The organism is Paracoccus sp. P2 (assembly GCF_046335115.1).
GTDB classification, from domain to species: Bacteria; Pseudomonadota; Alphaproteobacteria; order Rhodobacterales; family Rhodobacteraceae; genus Paracoccus; species Paracoccus pantotrophus.
In genome coordinates, this window is the sequence record NZ_JBGOSN010000113.1 from 1 (window position 1) to 2,599 (window position 2,599).

Below are 2,599 nucleotides of genomic sequence, written 5' to 3' on the forward strand. Positions count from 1 at the left end.
CCTTGAACTCGGCCGTAAACCGTCTGCGTGTCTTCATGCTGGATCGTCCTTTTCATCGGTCGATCCACCTTATGCCCCTGTCTCAGAAACCGGCACCACCTCACTAATCGTCCTAATAAAACAACTTGAACCAGATTGTTTTGTTCTTTTCAGAGCCGCAGCTTAGCTCCGTTAGGCAAACTTACACGCTGTCTCCCGTACTCGCCACGTCGAGGGCAGAGGCATGTGGTCTCATTGTTGCCCACTTGGTTCGCGGTGTCGTGGCAATCAATGCATGCAGAAGATGATGCTGGTGATTGACGTATCGCATGAGTCTGCCTAAACATGTTTGTGACTACTCACTAACTAAAGAGGTGCCCTGTGCGCAAGTCAGCGGAGCTTCGCAAGGCCGAGATCGTGGCCACCGTGCTCGACCTCGCCGACAGGATCGGGCCGGACCGGGTGACGACAGGAGCGGTCGCGTCGCAGATCGGCGTCACGCAGGCTGCGCTGTTCCGGCACTTCCCGACCAAGGTCGCGCTGTGGCAAGCGGTGGCCGAGCATGTGGCCGAGGGGCTGGCGACGGCCTGGGACGATGCATTGCGCCTCGGAGACACGCCGATTGTCAGGTTGCGTGCGCTGATTTCCGCGCAGTTCACGCAGATCCACGCGACCCCCGCGCTGCCGATGCTGCTGTTCTCGCGTGAGTTGAACGTCACCAACGCCGAGCTGCGCGCCACCTTTCACGGCAGGCTCACGACCTTCCACGGCCTTCTGGCGACCGAGGTCAGAGCCGGTCAGAAAGCCGGCGTGTTACGTGGCGACATTGCCGCAGAGGATGCGGCAGTGCTGTTGACCTCGCTGGTGCAGGGCGTGGCGATCCGCTGGTCGCTCGGCGACCGCGATTTCGACTTGCGTGCCGAGGGGCTGCGCCTGTTCGACGCGCAGTGCGGGCTTTTGGCTGCTGAAGGAGAATAGACGATGCGGCGCTTCTGGCTGTCGGGTGTTCTTCTGGCGGCGGCCGTCGCTGCCGGCTTTCTGTTCTTCACCGAACGCCCGCTGACGGTGGCGGCCGTTCAGCCCGAACATGATGTAGCCCTTCGCATCTACGGGCTGGGCACTGTCGAGGCGCGGATCCTCAGCCGCGTCGGCTTCGAGGTGGGCGCCGCCCTGACCTCGCTGGCCGCCGATGCCGGGGACAGCGTGGCGAAGGGGCAGGAACTGGCCATCCTTCACTCTGCCGAACAGGAGGCGCGCGTTGCCCGCGCAGGCGCAGCGGTGACAGCCAACGAGGCCAATCTTGCCAAGGCCACGGCAGCAGTTGTGCGCGCTCATGCCGTTCTGGCCGAGCGTGAGGCAGTGAACCGCCGCCAGCAAGGGTTGGTGCAGCGTGACGTCGCCTCGGCCCAGCGCGCCGAGGAAGCGCAGCGCGACGAGGACGTGGCCCGCGCCGATCTGGCGGTGGCCGAGGCGGAGGTGGCGGTGATCCGGGCACAGGGCCTCGATGCGGCGGCGGCGCTGCGGCAGGAGGAAGCCCTTCTCGCCCACCACCGGCTGGTCACGCCCTATGACGCGCTGGTCGTCGCGCGCCATGCCGAGGCTGGCGCGGTGGTGAAGGCCGGCGATCCGATCCTTACCCTGATCGACCCCGCCACCATCTGGATCCAGGCCTATATCGACGAAGAACGCGCTGGCCAACTTGCCATAGGCCAGCCGGGCACGATCCGGCTGCGCTCGCAGCCTTCGGCCGAGTTCCACGGCACCATCGCCCGCATCGGCCTCGAAAGCGACCGGGTGAACGAGGAGCGCCGCGTCTGGCTGACCTGCGCCGACTGCCCCGCCGAGATGTTTCTTGGCGAACAGGCCGAAGTGCGCATCCTGACTGGCACACGCGCGAGCGCGCTGATGGTTCCCGAGGTCGGCATCACCGGCTTCGACGGCCATCGCGGCACGGTCTGGATGGTGCAAGACGGCCGCCTCGCGCGGGTGGGGCTGACCTTCGGCGCCCGCGATGATCGCGGCCGCGTCGAGGTCACGGGTGGCCTGCCCGAAGGAGCCGCCATCGTCGCCAGCCCGCCCAGGGGCGCCGCAGAGGGCCGGCGCGCCCGCCTCAGCGAGGCGCCATGAACCTCGCGCTCAAAGACATCCGCCATGGCCTGTTCCGGTTCGTGCTAACCTGTTTCGGGCTGGGGCTGCTGATGACGGTCGTGCTGGCGATGATCGGTATCTATAACGGCCTCGTCTCGGACGCGCTGGCGGTGGTAAAGGCACCGGTCGCAGATATCTGGGTGGTGGAGGCTGGTACCAAGGGACCGTTCGCGGAAGCCTCCAGCATTCCGGTCGGCACGCGCGATGCAGTGGCACGGATGCCCGGCGTGGCCGAGGCCGGCGCGGTCAACTACCAGAACGTCGAAACGCCTTATGCCGGGCGCGCACTACGACTCTATGTCGTCGGCTACGCGCCGGGCCGCCCGGGTGGGCCGCAGGCGATCGCCGAGGGGCGCGGCATCGGCGCCAGCCATTTCGAACTGGTGGCCGACCGCAAGACCGGCCTGCTGCCCGGCGAGACGATCCGGCTCGGGCGCGACCGCTTTACCGTGGTCGGGCTGGTCGAAGGGGC

Annotated in this window: 3 protein-coding genes; all 3 read left to right on the forward strand. The window is 66.6% G+C overall.

Going from position 1 to position 2,599, the window contains the following annotated elements; genetic code table 11:
- Nucleotides 1-360: 360 nt before the first annotated feature.
- The gene (locus tag ACDP63_RS24490; protein ID WP_028710801.1) at nt 361-957 is read left to right on the forward strand and encodes a TetR/AcrR family transcriptional regulator; all 597 of its coding nucleotides are present in this window, start codon (nt 361-363) and stop codon (nt 955-957) included.
- A 3-nt stretch (nt 958-960) separates the two neighbouring features.
- Nucleotides 961-2,106, forward strand: coding sequence for an efflux RND transporter periplasmic adaptor subunit (locus ACDP63_RS24495; RefSeq protein WP_028717473.1), 1,146 nt, complete (start codon nt 961-963; stop codon nt 2,104-2,106).
- On the forward strand, nt 2,103-2,599 hold a 497-nt coding region (locus ACDP63_RS24500; RefSeq protein ID WP_409928820.1), incomplete at its 3' end, for an ABC transporter permease. The genes ACDP63_RS24495 and ACDP63_RS24500, both read left to right, overlap by 4 nt.